Here is a 15,899-nt window from a genome sequence, read left to right as displayed (position 1 = left end):
ATGAACGCCCCCACCCCCGGCGCCGCCACCGAGCCGCGCCTGACCAGCCTCTCGCACGGCGGCGGCTGCGGCTGCAAGATCGCCCCCGGCGTGCTCAGCGAGATCCTCAAGGGCACCACGCAGATGCCCATGCCCAAAGAACTGCTGGTGGGCATCGAGACCGCCGACGACGCAGCGGTGTACCGACTCAACGACGAGCAGGCGCTGATCGCCACCACCGACTTCTTCATGCCCATCGTGGACGATCCCTACGAGTTCGGGCGCATCGCGGCCACCAACGCCATCAGCGACGTGTACGCCATGGGCGGCACGCCCATCATGGCGCTCGCGCTCGTGGGCATGCCGATCAGCGTGCTGTCCACCGAAACCATCGCCCGCATCCTCAAAGGCGGGCAGGACGTGTGCCAGGCCGCGGGCATTCCGATCGCGGGCGGCCACACCATCGACTCGGTCGAGCCCATCTACGGCCTGGTGGCGCTGGGCCTGGTGCACCCCGAGCGCGTCAAGCGCAACGCCGACGCGCGCGTGGGCGACCGCCTGGTGCTGGGCAAGCCGCTGGGCGTGGGCGTGCTGTCGGCCGCGCTCAAGAAAGACCGGCTCGACGCCGAGGGCTACGCCCAGATGATCGCCAACACGACCAAGCTCAACACGCCCGGCCCCGAGCTCGCGAAGCTCGCGGGCGTGCACGCGCTCACCGACGTGACGGGCTTCGGCCTGGCCGGCCACGCGCTGGAGCTGGCACGCGGCGCGAACACCGCGGTGCGCCTGGACTGGTCGCGTGTGCCCCTGCTCGCGGGCGTGCGCGAGCTCGCCGCGGCCGGTGTGGTCACCGGCGCCTCGGGCCGCAACTGGGCCGCCTACGGGCAAGAGGTGCAACTGGGCGCGGCGCTGCAGGCGAGCGACCAGGCCCTGCTCAGCGACCCGCAGACCAGCGGCGGCCTGCTGGTGTCGTGCAGCGCCGAGGCCGTGCCCGAAGTGCTTGCGGTGTTCCAGCGCCACGGCTTCGCGCAGGCCGCGGAGATCGGCGAGGTGGTGCCGGCCGACGGTGGCGCGCGGCTGCGGGTGGGCTGACATGCCGTCCATCCTCGTCTTCGACATCTTCGGCACCGTGGTCGACTGGCACGGCAGCATCGTGCGCGAGGTGGCGGCGCTGTACCCGCAGGTCGACGCCGACGCCTTCGCGCTGGCCTGGCGCGCGGGCTACCAGCCCGCCATGCAGCGCGTTCGTGGCGGCGAAACCGGCTGGACGCGGCTCGACGAACTGCACCGCGGCATCCTCGACGAGATCCTGCCGCGCTTCGGCCTGCAGCACCTCGACGACGCCGAGCGCGCCCACCTCAACCGCGTGTGGCACCGCCTGGCTCCCTGGCCCGACAGCGTGGCCGGCCTCACGCGGCTCAAGCAGCGCTTCACCATCTGCTCGCTGTCCAACGGCAACATCGGCCTGCTCACCAACATGGCCAAGCGCGGCGGCCTGCCGTGGGACTGCGTGCTCTCGGCCGAGGTGTTCCGCGCCTACAAGCCCGACCCGCGCGTGTACCTGGGCGCGGCCGCCGTGTTCGACGTGCCGCCCGCCGAGGTGATGCTGGTGGCCGCCCACCACGACGACCTGGCCGCGGCACGCGCCTGCGGCCTGGGCACGGCCTACATCGAGCGCCCGCTCGAATTCGGCGCGGGGCATGTGAAGGACGTGTCGCCCGTGCCCGCCAACCAGTGGCACGCGCGCGACCTGGTGCATCTGGCGGAGCAGCTCGGCTGCTGAAGCGCGGGTTCAGCGCACCTCGAGACGCGCGGTCACGGGCTCGGCCCGGGCGCTGCGGCCGTCGAGGTTGTCGAGCATTTCAAGTTTGAGCGTGTAGCGGCCCGCCGGCGGTGCCAGCCACACCTCGGTCTGGCCATCGATGAAGTCCATCACCGCCGGCGCACCGTTGCCCGATTCGGGTGACACCGTGAGCCGGAAGTGGCCGGTGTCTGCAAGCTTTTGCGCCATCTGCGCCACGTTGAGCAGCGAGGCGTGAAAGCGCACGCGGATCGGCGGGCGGGCGGCCGGGGCGTCGAGGCCGATCTCCAGGCCCTTCTTCTGCAGCGTGGCCGGGTCGGTGGCGGACTTGCGCGTGACGGTGATCTTCGCGGGCTTGCTGAACACGAAGTGCGGCAGGTGCTGCTGATCGGCCAGCAGCATGCGCAGCGTGTATTCGCCCGGCGGCAGCGTCAGCACGGTCTCCATCTGGCCCTTGCCGAAGTGGATGTACTGGTCGTTGAAGGGCAGGGCCTTTTTGAAGTCGAGCGGCAGGTCGCGGTTGACCAGCAGGTGGTGGTGGCCGCTCTTGCCCTGGCCGGCCTGCGCGATCGGGGCCAGGCCCCAGCCGCCCGAGAGGCCGAACTTGAGCAGATAGGGCGTTTCGATGCGGTCGCCGTCCTTGAGGTTGGTGAAGTAGGCCTCGGCCGACAGGCGCGGCGGCGGCACCTGCCAGGGGTGCAGCGGCGCGGCTGCGGCCGGTGGTGTCTGGGCGGCGGCGCTGCCCAGGATCAGGCAGCCGAGCAGGCCGAGGGCGGCGATGGCGCGGCGGGTGGGCATGGCGGTGGAGCGCGGTTGAAAGGGCTTCGAGTCTACGGGGCGGGGCGTGCGTGCCGGTCCAGCGCACGCTGGTCGCGGCGCTCGCGCCAGCGGCGCACCCACGCGCCCTGCAGCACCCACGGGCCCCACACGGCCAGCGCATGGTGTTCGCCGCAGGCCACCAGCGTGGGCGGCTGGCGCGGCGGCTGGCGCGCCTTGAGCGGCGTGCCCGCGTGGGCGGCGAGCAGGAGCGGGGCGAGTGCGTCGTGGTCGGGTGCGTGGACGCCGTGTTCGGCCGCCTCGCCGCTGGCGAACACCGCGGGGTGGCTGAGGCTGCGGCCATGGTCGTCGCAGCGCACGCGGCCGCTGTCGCCGAGCGCGAGGCCGCTGTCCGCGAGCCAGGCGGGCGCGTCGCCGGGGCAGGCCAGCAGGGGCACGTCGCAGCGCAGCAGCGCACCGTTGCCCAGACGCACGCCTTCGGCGGTAAAGCCCGTGCAGGGCTCGCACAGCACCTGGATGCCGGCGCGCCGCAGGCGCTGGCGCACGCGCTGGCGCGCCCGCGCGGGCAGTTCGGCAGCGGGTTCCGGGCCGCCCGTGACCAGCGTGAAGGTGCTGCCCGGCGCGCCGTCGCGGCGCAGGCGCTCGGCCGCGGCGAAAGCGGCTTCCACCGCGGCCGTGTTGCCGCCGATCACCGCCAGCGACACGGGCTGGCGCTGCGCCAGCGCCAGCACCCCGGGCCACAGCGCCAGCAGGCCTTCCAGTGGCCACAGCGCGAGCGCGTGTTCGCGCGCGCCGGGCCAGCGCGTGTCCAGGCGCTCGCGGTCGAGCGCGGCCGCGGGGTCGAGCGAGAGCAGGTCGAAGTCCAGCGTCTGCGGGGCCGAGCCGTCGGCCGGCTGCCAGGTGAGCTGGCGGGCCTCGGCGTTGAGTGCGATGCAGTGGCCCGCGAGCGCGCGTGCATGCGCGGCCTGCAGCAGCGCGGGCAGCGCAATGCGCGCCTGCTCGGGCGTGCGCCCGCCGGCCATGAGGGTGGGCAGCAGGGCCGCGGGCGTGTGCTGCGGCCAGCGCGTGAGCAGCGTGACCTGCAGGTCTCCCGGGTGGTGCGCCGCGAGCCGCCCCAGCACCGCGAGGTGCGCCGGGCCCGCGCCCACCAGGACCAGCCGCGTGATGCCGCTGCGCATGGCGGGCCCGGCCGTGCTCAGCCGAGCAGCGCCTGCGCGAACTCGCGCGGGTCGAAGGTTTCGAGGTCTTCGAGCTTCTCGCCCACGCCGATGAAGTACACCGGCACCGGCCGCTCGCGCGCGATGGCACAGAGCACGCCGCCCTTGGCGGTGCCGTCGAGCTTGGTGACGATGAGGCCGGTGAGCTTGAGCGCGTCGTCGAAGGCGCGCACCTGCGCGAGCGCGTTCTGGCCGGTGTTGCCGTCGATCACCAGCAGCACCTCGTGCGGGGCCGTGGCCTCGGCCTTGGTGACCACGCGCTGGATCTTGCGCAGCTCTTCCATCAGGTGCAGCTGCGTGGGCAGGCGGCCGGCGGTGTCGACCAGCACCACGTCCTTGCCGCGCGCCTTGCCCGCGCTCACGGCGTCGAAGCACACGGCGGCCGGGTCGCCGCCTTCCTGGGTGACGATGTCGACGGTGTTGCGGTCGGCCCAGACCGCGAGCTGCTCGCGCGCCGCGGCGCGGAAGGTGTCTGCCGCCGCCAGCAGCACGCTCGCGCCTTCGTCGGCCAGGTGGCGCGTGAGCTTGCCGATCGAAGTTGTCTTGCCCGCGCCGTTCACGCCCGCGACCATGATCACCGTGGGCTTGTGCTGCCCGATCACCAGCGGGCGCTGCAGCGGCTGCAGCAGGTCGGCGATGGCGTCGGCCAGCAGGGCCTTGACGGCCGCGGGCTCGGTGGCCTTGTGTTCCTTCACGCGGCGGCGCAGGTCGGTGAGCAGGAACTCGGTGGCGGACACGCCGGTGTCGGCCATGAGCAGCGCCGCCTCGAGCTCTTCGTAGAGCGCGTCGTCGATGCGCGTGCCCGTGAAGACGGTGGCGATGCTGCCGCCCGTCTTGCGCAGGCCGGCGCGCAGGCGTTCCATCCAGCCCTGGCGCGCGGGGGCAGCGGCGGGGGCCTCGGCCGGCGCTGCCGTGGCTGGGGCGGCGGGCACGGGGGCGGGGGCGGGGGCGGGGGGCGCAACAGGTGCCGCAACAGGTGCCGCAGCGGGTGCCGCAGCGGGGGCCGCAGCGGGCGCCGGGGCGCTCACCGGCGCGGGCGCGGGTGCGGCTTCAGGGTTTTTCCGGCGAAAGAACGAGAACATTTGTGAATCTCTGGAATCCTTGGGATTCTATGAAACGCCTTTTGATGCCCCTGGGCCTGGCGCTGGCCCTGTGCGCGCCCCTGCCGGCGACCGCGCAAACAGCCCCCCCTTCCACCGCCTCGCCCGACCCGGCCGCGACGCTGGCGCGGCAGTACACGCTGTCCAACGGCATGACCCTGATCGTGCGCCCCGACCGGCGCGCGCCCACGGCGGTTCACATGCTGTGGGTGCGCGTGGGCTCGATGGACGAGGTCGACGGCACCTCCGGCGTGGCCCACGCGCTCGAACACATGATGTTCAAGGGCAGCGCACTGCTCAAGCCCGGCGAGTTCTCGCAGCGCGTGTCGGCCCTGGGCGGGCAGCTCAATGCCTTCACGAGCCGCGACAACACGGCCTACCACGAGCAGGTGCCGGCCGACCGCCTCGAGGAGGTGATGCGCCTGGGCGCCGACCGCTTCGCCACCAACCGCTGGTCCGACGACGAGTTCGCGCGCGAGATGTCGGTGATCAAGGAGGAGCGCCGCCAGCGCACCGAAGAATCGCCACGCGCGCGCATGTACGAGGCCTTCAACGCCATGGTCTGGCAGGCCAGCCCCTACCGCCGCCCGATCATTGGCTGGATGAGCGATCTGGACGCCATGACCCCCCAGGACGCGCGCGACTTCCACCGCCGCTGGTACGTGCCCGCGAATGCCGCGGTGGTGATCACCGGCGACGTGGACGTGCAGCGCGTGCGCGAATGGGCCGAGCGTTACTACGGCCGCATTCCCGCGGCGGCCGTGCCCGAGCGCAAGCCGCGCACCGAGCCGCCGCAGCAGGGGCCGCGCCGCCTCGAGTACCGCGGCGTGACCGAGCAGCCCCTGGTGACCCTGGCCTGGCACGCGCCGCGCTACAGCGGCCGCGACGACGAGGCCAGCCGCGACGCGCTCGCGCTGGCGGTGCTGTCGGGCCTGCTCGACGGCTACCCTGGCGCACGCCTGGACCGTGCGCTGGTGCAGGGCGAGGGCAACGCGGGCAAGCGCGTGGCCGACAGCGCCAGCGCGGGTTACGGCCTGATCGGCCGCGGGCCGCAGGTCTTCACGCTGTCGGCCGTGCCGGCGCGCGGCGTCACGCCCGAGATGGCGGCGGCCGCGCTCAAGCTCGAGGTCGAACGCATCGCGCGCGAGGGCGTGAGCGAGGCCGAGCTGCAGCGCGTGAAGACGCAATGGACGGCGAGCGAGGTCTACAAGCTCGACTCCATCATGGGCCAGGCCCAGGAGCTGGGCACCTACTGGGTCAACGGCCTGCCGGTGGACGCCGGCGAACGCCTGATCGCACAACTGCGCGCGGTCACCGCCGAGCAGGTGCGCGCGGTGGCGGGCCGCTATTTCATCGAGCGCACGCTCAACACCGGCGTGTTGCTGCCAGAGGCCAGGAACGGGGAGGGTGCGCGATGAGCGGGCGTTTCGTTTTCTTCTGCCGCGTCGCTCTCGTGGCGGCCGCGGTCTGCGCTGGCGTGGCCCAGGCCGCGATCCCGATCGAGCAGTGGGCGCATGCCAGCGACGCGCGCATCTACCTCGTGCAGAGCCCGAGCATTCCCATGGTGGACGTGCAGATCAACGTGGACGGCGGCAGCCGGCGCGATCCCGCGGGCAAGACCGGCCTGGCAGGCGTGACCGCGGGCCAGTTCCAGAGCGGCGTGCGCGCCCACGCCGGTCAGCCCGCGCGCGACGAGAACGCACTGGCCGCGGCCTGGGTGGACCTGGGCGCGCAGTTCAGCGCCAGTGCTGGCAGCGACCGCTTCACGGTGCAGCTGCGCAGCCTTACCGACCCCGCGATCCTGCCGCGTGCGGTGGCGCTCGCGGCGCAGCAGCTCGCGGCACCGGCCTGGCCCGAGCGTGTCTGGCAGCGCGACCGCGAGCGCAGCGTGGCCGCGCTGCGCGAGGCGCTCAACCGCCCCGGCACGCGCGCCCAGCAGGCCTTCCTGCCCGCCGTGTACGGCGATCACCCCTACGGCCGCTACACCACGCCCGAGAGCCTGCAGGCGATCTCGGTGGACGACATGCAGGCCTTTTACCGCCGCCACATGAACGCCTGCCGCGCGCAGGTCGTGATCGTGGGCGCCGTGGACCGCGCGGGTGCGCAGGCCATCGCCGATCCGCTGCTCAACGCCATCGCCCCCCACGGCTGCGCCACGCTCGGCGAGGTGCCCGAGGTTCGGCCGCTGGCGCGCGCCGCCGAGCAGCGCCTGCCGTTCGAAGCCGCGCAGGCGCAGATCCTCATCGGCCAGCCCGGCATTGCGCGCAACCACCCCGACTTCTTCGCGCTGCTGGTGGGCAACCACGTGCTCGGGGGCGGCGGCTTTACCTCGCGCCTCACGCTCGCGGTGCGCGAGCAGCGCGGCCTCACCTACGGCGTGTACAGCAACTTCTCGCCGGGCCGCCACGCGGGCGCGTTTCAGATCGGCATGACCACCCGGCCCGACCAGGCCGACGAGGCGGTGCGCGTGGTGCGCGAGACACTCAGCGCCTACCTCGCCGACGGCCCGACCGAGGCCGAGCTGCAGGCCGCCAAGGACTTCCTCATCAATGGCTTTGCGCTGCGCATCGACAGCAACCGCAAGCTGCTGGACAACGTGGCCAACATCGCGTGGAACGGGCTGCCGCTCGACTACCTGGACACCTGGACCGAACAGATCCGCCGCCTCACGCGCGAGCAGGTGCGCGACGCGATGCGGCGCGCGCTGCAGGCCGATCGCATGGTGACCGTGGTGGTGGGCGCTCAGGCCCCGGCCGCGCGTTAAGCTCGGCGCATGAAACACCAGGCCGGCTCGCCGCCGCAGGAGGTGCGCATCCTTGGCGGCCAGTGGAAACGCAGCAAGCTGCCCGTGGCCGACCGCCCGGGCCTGCGGCCCACGCCCTCGCGCGTGCGCGAGACGCTGTTCAACTGGCTGGGCCAGGACCTCACAGGCTGGCGCGTGATCGATGCCTTCGCGGGCACCGGCGCGCTCGGCTTCGAGGCCGCGTCTCGCGGCGCGCACGAGGCCCTGCTGCTCGAGCAGGACCCGGCGCTGGCCGCGCAGCTGCAGGCCGTGCGCACGCGCCTGAAGGCCGAGACCGTGCGTGTGCAGCGCGGCGACGGTCTGGCGGCGCTGCGGGCCGCGGCGGGGCAGGGCTGGAACGCCGTCTTCCTCGACCCCCCGTTCGACGCCACGGCCCTGTTCGAGCCTGCGCTGCGCGCGGCAGCCGCGGCCATCGGGCCCGAGGGCTTCGTGTACCTCGAAGCACCCCGGCCCTGGAGCGAGGCCGAGCTGGCCGCGCTGGGCCTGGCCCTGCACCGCCACGGCCGCGCGGGCGCCGTGGCCTTTCACCTGCTGCGGCCGCTGGCGGGCTGAGCGGGCGGGATAATCCGGCCCATGGCTGCCTCCCGCATCGCCGTCTACAGCGGCACCTTCGACCCCATCACCCTCGGCCACGAGGACGTGATCCGGCGCGCCGCCGGCCTGTTCGACGAGCTGATCGTCGCGGTCGCGGTGGCCCACCACAAAAAAACCCGCTTCTCGCTGAACGAGCGCGTGGCGCTGGTGGAGCAGGCGGTGCAGGGCCTGCCGGGCCGCGTGCGCGCGCTGCCCTTCGACGGCCTGATCATGGACTTCTGCCGCGAGCACCGGGCGCAGGCCGTGGTGCGCGGCATCCGCAACCTCACCGACTTCGACTACGAAGCCCAGATGGCGGCCATGAACCGCAAGCTGCACCCGGGCGTCGAGACCGTGTTCCTGTTGCCCCAGGCCGAGCTGCAGTGCATCAGCAGCACCCTGGTGCGCGAGATCGCCAAGCTCGGCGGTGATGTGTCGACCATGGTGAACCCGGCCGTGGCGGCCAGTCTCGTGACCCCGCCCCTGCAGGCCTGAGGAACGCGCCATGGCCCTGATGATCACCGACGAGTGCATCAACTGCGACGTCTGCGAGCCCGAGTGCCCGAACCAGGCGATTTACATGGGCGAGGAGATCTACGAGATCGACCCCGCACGCTGCACCGAATGCGTGGGCCACTTCGACGAGCCGCAGTGCATGCAGGTCTGCCCGGTGTCGTGCATCCCGGTCGACCCGAACCACGTCGAGTCGAAGGAAACGCTGTGGCAGAAGTACCAGCGGCTGCAGAAGGCCGGTCAGGGCTTGTCGTCGGCCGCGGGTGAGGCGCCTTCGGCCTGAGCCGGCGGCGGCGCCGGGCGCGGCGGTTTGGGCCGCGGCGGCTTGCTGGTGTGGATCAGGGCCGTGGCCTTGTCCATCTCGCCCGCGATCAGATGGGGCAGGGCCTTGAGGCAGCGGTCCAGCGTCTGCGCGATGGCGATGCGATCGTCGGGCGAGGGCTTCTTGAGCACCCAGTTCGCAACCTCGTTCTTGTTGCCCGGGTGGCCGATGCCGATGCGCAGCCGCCAGTAGTCCGCGCTGCCGAGCTGGGCATGGATGTCGCGCAGGCCGTTGTGGCCCGCATGGCCGCCGCCTTTCTTGAGCTTGGCCTCGCCCGGTGGCAGGTCGAGTTCGTCGTGCACCACCAGCACCTCTTCGGGTGCGATCTTGTAGAAGCGCGCGAGCGAGCCCACCGACTTGCCCGAGAGGTTCATGTAGGTCTGCGGCTCAACCAGCCACACGCTGTGGCCGCCCACGTTGGCCCGCGCCACCAGGCCGAAGTGCGAGCGCTCCATCTGCAGCGACACCTTGAGCTGGCGCGCCACGTCGTCGACCCACCAGAAGCCGGCGTTGTGGCGCGTGTGTTCGTACTCGGGGCCGGGATTGCCCAGGCCGGCGATGAGTTTGATCATGGGGCGGGATTGTCCCAAATGTGGCCAAAGAAAAGGCCCGCACGCGGCGGGCCTTGTTCAGCGAAGGCAGAAGGGTTCCGGCGCCGGGCCGCCCCAAGCCGGAACGCTCCCCCTTGGGGGGCAGCGACCCGCGCAGCGGCGGAGCGTGGGGGCCTGACTTACTTCTTGCCTTTGGCCTTCTTCTTGTCGTCGGCCGGGGCGGCGACCGGTGCGGCCACCACTTCTTCCACGGGCTCGACCACGGTGGCCACGGTGATGTCCTTGCGGCCGTGGGTCACGATCTTCACGCCCTTGGGCAGCTTGATGTCACCCGAGTGCACGGTGGCGCCCTTGGTGACCTGGCTCAGGTCGACGCTGATGAATTCGGGCAGCGCGGTGGCCAGGCACTCGATCTCGATCTCGTTGGCCACGTGGTTGACCAGGCACTTGTCGAGCTTGACGGCGGGCGATTCTTCGGCGCCGGTGAAGTGCAGCGGCACCTTCTTGCGCAGGCGGGTCTTCTCGTCCACGCGCTGGAAGTCCACGTGCAGCACGAGGGGCTTGTAGGGGTGGTACTGCACGTCGCGCAGCAGCACTTTCTCGACCTTGCCGTTGAGCTCCATGTCGAGAATGGACGCGTGGAAGGCTTCCTTCTTCAGGGCGTGCCACAGGGCGTTGTGATCGAGTTCGATCGTGGCGGGGGCGGTGTTGCCACCGAAGACGATACCGGGCGCACGGCCGGTGATGCGCAGGCGGCGGCTCGCACCCGTGCCCTGCTTGCTGCGCTCGAAAGCGACGAATTGCATGACTGACTCCAGTTGAGGGGTTCCGCGACCAGAACGCCTCTGTTTCAACGATGGCCGCCGCGGGGGCGACCGGCTTCTTGCTGCCTCAGAACAGGTTGTCCTGATCGGCGAACAAACTCATGACCGACTCGCCCGAGGAAATGCGCGCGACCGTCTCGGCGATCAGCGGCGCCACGGAGAGCTGGCGGATCTTGGCGCAGGCCTGGGCGGACTGCGACAGGGGAATGGTGTTGGTCACGACCACTTCGTCGAGCGCCGTGCCCTTGGCGATGCGCTCGATGGCCGGGCCCGAGAAGATCGGGTGCGTGCAGTACGCATAGACGTTCTTGGCGCCACGCTCCTTGAGCACCTCGGCCGCCTTCACGAGCGTGCCCGCGGTGTCGATCATGTCATCCATGATCACGCAGTTGCGGCCTTCGATGTCGCCGATGACGTGCATGACCTCGGACACGTTGGCCTTGGGACGGCGCTTGTCGATGATGGCCATGTCGCAGTTGAGCTGCTTGGCCAGCGCACGCGCGCGCACCACGCCGCCCACGTCGGGCGAGACCACCAGCAGGTCTTCGTAGTTCTTGGTGCGCAGGTCGCCCAGCAGCACGGGAGAGGCGTAGATGTTGTCGACCGGGATGTCGAAGAAGCCCTGGATCTGGTCGGCGTGCAGGTCCATGGTGAGCACGTGGTTCACGCCCACGGTCTGCAGCATGTCGGCCACCACCTTGGCGCTGATCGGCACGCGGCTCGAACGCGGGCGGCGGTCCTGGCGGGCGTAGCCGAAGTAGGGGATGACCGCGGAGATGCGCTCGGCCGAGGCGCGCTTGAGCGCGTCGACCATGATGAGCAGCTCCATCAGGTTCTCGTTGGTGGGCGCGCAGGTGGACTGGATCACGAACGCGTGGCGGGCCCGCACGTTCTGGGTGATCTCGACCGTGACTTCGCCGTCGGAGAAGCGGCCCACATTGGCCGCACCAAGCTGGGTGCCCAGGTGTTGGGCGATCTCGGACGCCAGCACCGGATTGGCATTGCCGGTGAAGAGCATGAATTCCGGGGGCTGAACGTTCATGGCAATCCCAGCGGTCTGGCGGCCACCGGCGGGGCCGCGATCAAAAAACAACGGCCATCAGGGATGGCCAGTGTGAGTGATGTCAGAAAAACGGTGGCAGGGGAGGAAGGACTCGAACCCTCGCATGCCGGAATCAAAATCCGGTGCCTTAACCAACTTGGCGACTCCCCTACGCAGGAGGCCCGTGCCACAAGACACGTGCCACCGAATTGTCGCAGGTTGCGCAACCGCAGGACCGACTGCTGGGTGGGCTGGACTCAGTCCTCGCACCAATCGGCCAATGGATGCACATCCATGTTGCTGCAGACCTGCACCTGCCAACCCGCTGGCGGCGCGTTCAGGCTTGTGGTGCCCGGGGCGAGCGGTGCGAAGACCGCGGTGCCGGACCCGCTCATGCGAGCGGACAAACCTTGCGAAGCCAGCCAGTCGATGCAGTCGCTCACCTCGGGGCAGAGCGTTTGCGCGACCGGTTGCAGGTCGTTGCGACCAAAAGCCATGCAGGCTTTCAAATCCAACAAGCTGTTTGCAGCGAAGCCTCGCATTGTAGCAGTTTCTGAATCGCGTTTGAGCGATGGCGACGCAAAGATCTGTGGCGTGGACGCGCCGCCTTGTGGTTTGACCACCACGAGCCGGCCCGCGGGCAGGGTGATCGGTGTGATCTGCTCGCCTATGCCCTCGACCCAGGCGTTGCGCCCGCCGATGAAGAACGGCACGTCGGCGCCCAGGCCCAGGCCGATGCGCGCGAGCTCGGGGCGCCGCAGCTTCAGGCCCCACAGCCGGTTGAGCGCGAGCAGCGTGGTGGCGGCGTCGGACGAGCCGCCGCCCAGGCCGGCCTGCGTAGGCAGGCGCTTGTCGAGCGTGATGCGCGCGCCCTGTGTGCAGCCCGTGGCCTGTTGCAGCGCGCGCGCGGCGCGCACGCAGAGGTCGTCCTCGGGCAGCGCGCCGGCCTGCAGGTCGACGCGCGCGATGGTGCCGTCGTGGCTGCGCTCGATGTGCAGGCGGTCGCACCAGTCGATCAGCATGAACACCGACTGCAGCAGGTGGTAGCCGTCGGCGCGACGGCCCACGATGTGCAGGAAGAGGTTGACCTTGGCCGGCGCGGGCAGGTCGTACAGGCGCTGCAGACCGGTCACTGAACGACCCTCCGTGCTGCGCACTGCGGGGCTGAGCGCCTTGGGAGCGGCCCGGCGGCGCTCATGGCTGTTGCACCACCACGCGCAGTTCGGCCGTCGGGGCCGGCTGCTCGCGCCGCGCCACCAGCCGGCCCTGCGCCTGGGCCGAGAGGTCGGCGCGCCAGCCCTCGGCTTCGGTGCCGCGGCCGTCGAGCCAGTCGAACAGCGCGGCGATGGGCAGCGGCGCGCCCGTGAGTTCGGTCGTGAGTTCGCTCAGGCTGCCGCGGCGCGTCAGTTCGGTGCCGCGTTGCAGCTCGGCGCCCTGGGGCGACCAGCGCACCGTGGCCAGGGTCTGGCCCAGCACCGAGGCCAGGCGCAACTCGCCCGCGCGGGCCGAGCCCTGCAGGTCGAACAGGGCCGAGAAGGCCTGCGGCGGCTGGCTGTCGACGCGCAGCGCCAGGCGCCCGCTCCAGGTCTCGCCGACCGCGGGGCGCGGCGGCGTGGCACAGCCCCCCGCCAGGGCGGCCAGGCCGAGCAGCCAGGTTCTGCGATCGAGCGTGGCGGTGCGGATCACGGCTGCACGTTCAAGCGGCGCAGCGTGTTTTGCAGCGTCTCGTTGTCGCGCGCCAGCAGCAGGCCCTCGCGCCACACCTTCAGCGCTTCTTCGCGCTGGCCCCGGGCCCAGAGCACCTCACCCAGGTGAGCGGCGATCTCGGCATCGGGCCGTTTGGTGTACGCGTTGCGCAGGATGCCGAGCGCGCGTTCGGTGTTGCCCAGGCGGAACTCGACCCAGCCCAGACTGTCCTGGATGTAGGCATCGTCGGGCGCCAGGGACACAGCCTTCTCGATCAGTTGCCGGGCCTCGGGCAGGCGCTCGTTGCGGTCGGCCAGGGCGTAGCCCAGCGCGTTGTAGGCGTGGTGGTGGTCGGGCTTGACGGCGATGAGCTGGCGCAGCAGCCGCTCCATCTCGTCGTTGAGGCCGGCGCGCTCGGCCATCAGGGCCTGGTCGTAGAGCAGCTCGGGTTCCTGCGGAAAGCGCTTGAAGGCCTCGCCATACACCTCGTACGAGCCTTTGTAGTCCTTGAATTCGCGCAGCAGCTGGGCTTCGCCGATGAGCTTGAGGCGCGCGTCGGCGGGCCGGCGCTCGGGCAGCGCGCGCAGCATCTGGCGCGCTTCGGTCATGCGGCCCTGGCGCGCCATCACCGAGGCGCGGCGCAGCTGCGCGGCCATGATGTCTTCGGGGTTGTCGATGCGGTCGATCCAGGCGTTGGCGGCAACGAAGTCTTCGCGTTTCTCGGCGATCTCGGCCATCAGCAGGTAGGCCTGCGTGAGGCCGCGTTGCGTGCGCTCGTCGGTGCTCGCGCCCACCAGGCCGATGAAGGTCTGCAGCGAGAGCGTGGCGGCGTCGTAAGCGCGGTCCTGCACCTGCAGCGTGCCCAGCAGCAGCCAGGGCTCGGCCTGCTCAGGGGCGCGTGTGGTGAGCCGTTCGAGCTGCACGCGCGCGTCGCGCAGGCGCTGCAGGTCGAGCAGCACGCGCGCGTAGGCCACGGCCACGCCGAAGTCGCGCGGCGTGGCGTTGCGCGACGCGTCGATCTGCTGGCGGATGACGGGTTCGACCTCGGCCTGCCCGTCTTCGAGCAGTTCGAGCGCCAGCAGCGCCGGGTACGGCGAGGCCGGCTCGATCGCGTGACCGCGTCGCGCGGCGTCCACCGCGGCGGCGTTGCGGCCCTGCGCGCGCTCCATGCGGCCGATGGTGGTCCAGGCCGAAGCGCCGTACGCGGGCTGGGTCAGGAAGGGCGTCAGCGCCTCGCGCACGGCGGCCAGGGCCTGCGCCTTGTCGCTGGCGCGCGCATAGGTCTGGGGAATGGCGTTGATGGCCTCGTTGCGCCCCTCGGCCGGCGTGGACTGCAGCACCGAGCGCAGCACCGTGGCGGTTTCCGCGGACCGGTCGAGCGCGAGCAGGATCTGCAGCAGGTAGCGGTCGGCCTCGTTGCTGCCAGGGATCGCCTGGGCCCATGCGCGCGCTGCGGCCAGCGCCGATTCGCCCGAGCGGCCCTGCAGCGCGATGTTCACCGCGCGCTTGAAGAGATCGGGGTCCTTCTGCCGGCGTGCGGCATCGAGGATCAGCGAGAACCCGGCGCCCGGATCGCCCCCCGCGACGTTGAGTTCGCCCAGCAGCAACTGGTAGAAGAGCATCGCGTCGAGCGCTGAGTTGGCCGGCGCCGGGGCCGGAGCCGCTGCGGCGGCGGCTGCGGGCGCCTGGGCCTGGGCGCCCTGGTTCAGGCCCAGGCCGGCCGCCAGGGCCAGCGCAAGCAGGGAAGGACGGGCACGTCGAGGACGCTGGAGGGCTTTCATCGGGCCATGATAATCGTTGGGTTCCGGGGCTTTGGGGCTCTGGATCCGATTCCCCACCGCCGCGTTCCCCGGCGGACCAACCCCTGTCTGTCCTGTGCCTGAACTGCCCGAAGTCGAGGTCACGCGCCGCAGTTTCGCGGACCGCATTGCCGGCGCCAGCGTCGAGCGCGTGCGCCTGGGCAAGCCGCTGCGCTGGCCCCTGGGCTGCGCGCCCGAGGGCCTGGTCGGGCGGCGCGTGCAGGCCGTGCAGCGGCGCGGCAAATACCTGCTGGTGCAGCTCGACGCGGGCTGGCTGCTGTTGCACCTGGGCATGTCGGGCAGCCTGCAGTTCGCCGCGGCCCTGCCACCGCCCGGCGCGCACGACCACTTCGAGATGCACACCAGCCGCGGCCTGCTGCGCCTGCACGACCCGCGCCGCTTCGGCGCCGTGGTGCACGTGCCTTCGCTCGACGACACCCGCGCGCGCAAGCTGCTCGACGGCCTGGGCGTGGAGCCGCTCGAAGCGGGCTTTGACCCGCTGGCCTTCCACCGATCACTCCAGATGCGCCGCGCGTCGATCAAGCAGGTGCTGCTCGCGGGCGACATCGTGGTCGGGGTGGGCAACATCTACGCCAGCGAGGCCTTGTTCCTCGCGGGCATCCGCCCCACCACGCGGGCCGATCGCATCAGCCGGCCGCGCGCGGCCCGGCTGCACCGCGCCATCGTCGACGTGCTGCAGCGCGCGCTGGCCCTGGGCGGCAGCACCCTGCGCGACTTCTCGAGCGCCGAAGGGCAGAGCGGCTACTTCCAGCTCGACGCCATGGTGTACGACCGTGCGGGCCAGCCCTGCCGGGTGTGTGCCACGCCCATCCGCAGCCTGCGCCAGGGCCAGCGTTCCACCTATTACTGCCCGCTCTGTCAGCGCCCCTGACCTTGTGTCTGACCGCCCGG

General features: G+C 71.4%; 17 protein-coding genes and 1 tRNA gene. 8 read left to right on the top strand and 10 right to left on the bottom strand.

What is annotated here, in order from left to right; genetic code table 11:
* Together selD and G9Q37_RS11445 are read left to right on the top strand one after the other, a co-directional pair.
* On the top strand, positions 1-1,071 hold the full coding sequence (gene selD / locus G9Q37_RS11450; RefSeq protein ID WP_166227318.1) for a selenide, water dikinase SelD: 1,071 nt from the start codon (positions 1-3) through the stop codon (positions 1,069-1,071).
* A gap of 1 nt (position 1,072) precedes the next feature.
* Positions 1,073-1,762, top strand: coding sequence for a haloacid dehalogenase type II (locus tag G9Q37_RS11445; RefSeq protein WP_166227317.1), 690 nt, complete (start codon positions 1,073-1,075; stop codon positions 1,760-1,762).
* A gap of 9 nt (positions 1,763-1,771) precedes the next feature.
* Here G9Q37_RS11445 and G9Q37_RS11440 read toward each other — a convergent pair whose 3' ends face one another.
* The 3 genes from G9Q37_RS11440 to ftsY are packed head-to-tail and all read right to left on the bottom strand — an operon-like array spanning position 1,772 to position 4,856.
* On the bottom strand, positions 1,772-2,578 hold the full coding sequence (locus tag G9Q37_RS11440) for a DUF4399 domain-containing protein (protein WP_166227316.1): 807 nt from the start codon (positions 2,576-2,578) through the stop codon (positions 1,772-1,774).
* 32 nt (positions 2,579-2,610) lie between these two features.
* A complete protein-coding gene (locus G9Q37_RS11435) occupies positions 2,611-3,735 on the bottom strand; it encodes an NAD(P)/FAD-dependent oxidoreductase (RefSeq protein WP_166227315.1) in 1,125 nt (374 codons plus the stop codon).
* A 17-nt stretch (positions 3,736-3,752) separates the two neighbouring features.
* Entirely contained in the window at positions 3,753-4,856 is a 1,104-nt protein-coding gene (gene ftsY / locus G9Q37_RS11430) for a signal recognition particle-docking protein FtsY (protein WP_166227314.1), read from the bottom strand.
* Between the two features lie 29 nt (positions 4,857-4,885).
* Between ftsY and G9Q37_RS11425 the strand changes: the two genes are divergently transcribed.
* The 5 genes from G9Q37_RS11425 to G9Q37_RS11405 are packed head-to-tail and all read left to right on the top strand — an operon-like array spanning position 4,886 to position 9,046.
* Entirely contained in the window at positions 4,886-6,292 is a 1,407-nt protein-coding gene (locus G9Q37_RS11425; RefSeq protein WP_166227313.1) for a M16 family metallopeptidase, read from the top strand.
* Positions 6,289-7,638 (top strand): M16 family metallopeptidase, encoded by a 1,350-nt coding sequence (locus tag G9Q37_RS11420; RefSeq protein WP_166227312.1) that lies wholly within the window; start codon positions 6,289-6,291, stop codon positions 7,636-7,638. The genes G9Q37_RS11425 and G9Q37_RS11420 overlap by 4 nt, the downstream gene beginning before the upstream one ends.
* 9 nt (positions 7,639-7,647) lie before the next feature.
* Complete coding sequence (gene rsmD, locus G9Q37_RS11415; protein ID WP_166227311.1) at positions 7,648-8,229, top strand: 16S rRNA (guanine(966)-N(2))-methyltransferase RsmD; 582 nt, start codon at positions 7,648-7,650, stop codon at positions 8,227-8,229.
* A gap of 21 nt (positions 8,230-8,250) precedes the next feature.
* Positions 8,251-8,745 (top strand): pantetheine-phosphate adenylyltransferase, encoded by a 495-nt coding sequence (coaD, locus tag G9Q37_RS11410; RefSeq protein ID WP_166227310.1) that lies wholly within the window; start codon positions 8,251-8,253, stop codon positions 8,743-8,745.
* Between the two features lie 10 nt (positions 8,746-8,755).
* On the top strand, positions 8,756-9,046 hold the full coding sequence (locus G9Q37_RS11405; protein WP_166227309.1) for a YfhL family 4Fe-4S dicluster ferredoxin: 291 nt from the start codon (positions 8,756-8,758) through the stop codon (positions 9,044-9,046).
* Here the strand turns inward: G9Q37_RS11405 and pth are convergent.
* The 7 genes from pth to G9Q37_RS11370 all read right to left on the bottom strand — a co-directional run bounded on the left by pth (position 9,004) and on the right by G9Q37_RS11370 (position 14,969).
* Complete coding sequence (gene pth, locus G9Q37_RS11400) at positions 9,004-9,657, bottom strand: aminoacyl-tRNA hydrolase (protein WP_166227308.1); 654 nt, start codon at positions 9,655-9,657, stop codon at positions 9,004-9,006. The genes G9Q37_RS11405 and pth overlap by 43 nt on opposite strands.
* Before the next feature lie 158 nt (positions 9,658-9,815).
* Positions 9,816-10,442 carry a 50S ribosomal protein L25/general stress protein Ctc gene (locus G9Q37_RS11395; protein ID WP_166227307.1) on the bottom strand — a complete coding sequence of 209 codons (627 nt, stop codon included), beginning with the start codon at positions 10,440-10,442 and terminating at the stop codon, positions 9,816-9,818.
* 85 nt (positions 10,443-10,527) lie between these two features.
* Complete coding sequence (locus G9Q37_RS11390; RefSeq protein ID WP_166227306.1) at positions 10,528-11,502, bottom strand: ribose-phosphate pyrophosphokinase; 975 nt, start codon at positions 11,500-11,502, stop codon at positions 10,528-10,530.
* A 94-nt stretch (positions 11,503-11,596) separates the two neighbouring features.
* A tRNA-Gln gene (locus tag G9Q37_RS11385) sits at positions 11,597-11,673 on the bottom strand.
* Positions 11,674-11,759: 86 nt separating this feature from the next.
* The gene (locus tag G9Q37_RS11380) at positions 11,760-12,626 is read right to left on the bottom strand and encodes a 4-(cytidine 5'-diphospho)-2-C-methyl-D-erythritol kinase (RefSeq protein WP_166231214.1); all 867 of its coding nucleotides are present in this window, start codon (positions 12,624-12,626) and stop codon (positions 11,760-11,762) included.
* A gap of 70 nt (positions 12,627-12,696) precedes the next feature.
* The gene (locus tag G9Q37_RS11375) at positions 12,697-13,188 is read right to left on the bottom strand and encodes a lipoprotein insertase outer membrane protein LolB (RefSeq protein ID WP_240936370.1); all 492 of its coding nucleotides are present in this window, start codon (positions 13,186-13,188) and stop codon (positions 12,697-12,699) included.
* Positions 13,185-14,969, bottom strand: a complete 1,785-nt coding sequence (locus tag G9Q37_RS11370) for a tetratricopeptide repeat protein (RefSeq protein WP_166227305.1) — start codon at positions 14,967-14,969, stop codon at positions 13,185-13,187. The genes G9Q37_RS11375 and G9Q37_RS11370 overlap by 4 nt, the downstream gene beginning before the upstream one ends.
* A gap of 94 nt (positions 14,970-15,063) precedes the next feature.
* Between G9Q37_RS11370 and mutM the strand changes: the two genes are divergently transcribed.
* The gene (mutM, locus tag G9Q37_RS11365) at positions 15,064-15,879 is read left to right on the top strand and encodes a bifunctional DNA-formamidopyrimidine glycosylase/DNA-(apurinic or apyrimidinic site) lyase (protein ID WP_166227304.1); all 816 of its coding nucleotides are present in this window, start codon (positions 15,064-15,066) and stop codon (positions 15,877-15,879) included.
* Positions 15,880-15,899 lie beyond the last annotated feature (20 nt).

The organism is Hydrogenophaga crocea (assembly GCF_011388215.1).
Lineage (GTDB): Bacteria > Pseudomonadota > Gammaproteobacteria > Burkholderiales > Burkholderiaceae_C > Hydrogenophaga > Hydrogenophaga crocea.
Note: the sequence above shows the minus strand (reverse complement) of the source record. Positions and strands in the feature narration are given on the sequence as shown.

Coding starts and splice junctions, on each gene's coding strand:
- G9Q37_RS11370 (WP_166227305.1), bottom strand. CDS start 14,969: ATGAAAGCCCTCCAGCGTCCTCGACGTGCCCGTCCTTCCCTGCTTGCG.
- G9Q37_RS11440 (WP_166227316.1), bottom strand. CDS start 2,578: ATGCCCACCCGCCGCGCCATCGCCGCCCTCGGCCTGCTCGGCTGCCTG.
- G9Q37_RS11390 (WP_166227306.1), bottom strand. CDS start 11,502: ATGAACGTTCAGCCCCCGGAATTCATGCTCTTCACCGGCAATGCCAAT.
- G9Q37_RS11425 (WP_166227313.1), top strand. CDS start 4,886: ATGAAACGCCTTTTGATGCCCCTGGGCCTGGCGCTGGCCCTGTGCGCG.
- selD (WP_166227318.1), top strand. CDS start 1: ATGAACGCCCCCACCCCCGGCGCCGCCACCGAGCCGCGCCTGACCAGC.
- pth (WP_166227308.1), bottom strand. CDS start 9,657: ATGATCAAACTCATCGCCGGCCTGGGCAATCCCGGCCCCGAGTACGAA.
- G9Q37_RS11405 (WP_166227309.1), top strand. CDS start 8,756: ATGGCCCTGATGATCACCGACGAGTGCATCAACTGCGACGTCTGCGAG.
- rsmD (WP_166227311.1), top strand. CDS start 7,648: ATGAAACACCAGGCCGGCTCGCCGCCGCAGGAGGTGCGCATCCTTGGC.
- ftsY (WP_166227314.1), bottom strand. CDS start 4,856: ATGTTCTCGTTCTTTCGCCGGAAAAACCCTGAAGCCGCACCCGCGCCC.
- G9Q37_RS11420 (WP_166227312.1), top strand. CDS start 6,289: ATGAGCGGGCGTTTCGTTTTCTTCTGCCGCGTCGCTCTCGTGGCGGCC.
- G9Q37_RS11445 (WP_166227317.1), top strand. CDS start 1,073: ATGCCGTCCATCCTCGTCTTCGACATCTTCGGCACCGTGGTCGACTGG.
- G9Q37_RS11395 (WP_166227307.1), bottom strand. CDS start 10,442: ATGCAATTCGTCGCTTTCGAGCGCAGCAAGCAGGGCACGGGTGCGAGC.
- G9Q37_RS11435 (WP_166227315.1), bottom strand. CDS start 3,735: ATGCGCAGCGGCATCACGCGGCTGGTCCTGGTGGGCGCGGGCCCGGCG.
- coaD (WP_166227310.1), top strand. CDS start 8,251: ATGGCTGCCTCCCGCATCGCCGTCTACAGCGGCACCTTCGACCCCATC.